The sequence below is a fragment of the Embleya sp. NPDC001921 genome, assembly GCF_053594475.1.
The window spans coordinates 1-1,231 of sequence record NZ_JBSFEO010000165.1 but is presented as its reverse complement, the minus strand read 5'-3'; the positions used below and the strand labels follow the sequence as shown (position 1 = coordinate 1,231).

Sequence of the window (1,231 nt, the reverse complement as noted above, 5' to 3'; positions counted from 1 at the left end):
CTAAGGGCTGTCCCGTAAGCACTGGCGCCCCGTGCCCCGTCAACTGGGCCCAGCCGATATTCCGGGTCTGCGACCGCGAGCTGTGGCAGCCTGCCGTCATGCCAGCAGAGCTACGGGAACACGCAGGTCGTCACTACGCCGTCCAGTTCCACTACGCCTTGCCCGACGATTCGTGGGCGGTGGAGCTGAGCGAGGCTGTGCCGGCGCCGGCTGCGTGGGCTGAGGTCCCCGACGCGGCGACTCATCTGCCTGGAGCTGCCTTCCTCGTGGCTTTCGTTCCCGACGAGGACCCTGATCTGGAGCCGACGGTCCACATCCATAGCCATGACGAGCACGTCATCCCCTACGAGATCATGCGCTGGTTCATGGAACTGGTGGCCGCCCAGGTGAATCGCTGCCGCATCGCGTTCGAACAGGAGGTACCCGAAACAGTGGAATGATCACGCCGTGGCTGGTGTGATCACGGCGTCGGATCCGTCCTGGATAGCTCCTTTCACCGGGCTGACCCCGCGCCAGTTCGGCAAGTTGATGACCGCGCTGCGACGCGAAGGAGCCGACCGTCCGGGCAAGGGCAGGCCGTGGGCACTGCCGTTTGAGGACCGCGTCCTGCTGGTCGCCGCGTACTGGCGCACGAACCTGACCCTGCGCCAACTCGCGCCGCTGTTCGGCATATCCAAGTCCGCCGCCGACCGCGTCGTGGACCACCTCGGCCCGCTGCTCGCACTCCATCAACGCAAGCGGTTCCACAAGGACACCGTGCTGATCGTCGACGGCACGCTCGTGCCAACCCGCGACCACGACGTGGCCGAACGCTCCAAGAATTACAGGTACTCCACGAACCACCAGGTCGTCATCGACGCCGACACCCGCCTGGTCGTCGTGGTCGGCCGGCCGGTCACCGGCAACCGCAACGACTGCAGGGCCTGGGAGTTATCCGGCGCCAAAGCCGCCGTCGGCACCGCACGGGTGATCGGAGACGGCGGCTACCGCGGCACCGGCGTCCTCGTCCCACACCGCCGCGAACGTGGCCAGGACGAACTCCCTGACTGGAAACACGAACACAACACGTCCTTCCGCCGTGTCCGCGCCCGTGTCGAGCACGTCTTCGCCCGCATGAAGACCTGGAAGATCCTCCGCGACTGCCGCCTCAAAGGCGACGGCGTCCACCACGCCATCCTCGGCATCGCCCGCCTGCACAACCTCACCCTCGCCGGATAACCCGGCCCCGAAC

2 protein-coding genes are annotated in these 1,231 nt (G+C 66.9%); both read left to right on the top strand.

Translation table 11 applies throughout. From position 1 onward, the window contains the following. Positions 1–440, top strand: a 440-nt coding sequence (locus tag ACWCPW_RS52025; protein ID WP_449768695.1) for a hypothetical protein, incomplete at its 5' end; no start/stop codon positions are given. Positions 441–447: 7 nt separating this feature from the next. Continuing rightward, positions 448–1,218: a transposase gene (locus tag ACWCPW_RS52020; RefSeq protein ID WP_449768694.1), complete on the top strand. Its 771-nt coding sequence runs from the start codon at positions 448–450 to the stop codon at positions 1,216–1,218. The last annotated feature ends 13 nt before the right edge of the window (positions 1,219–1,231 follow it).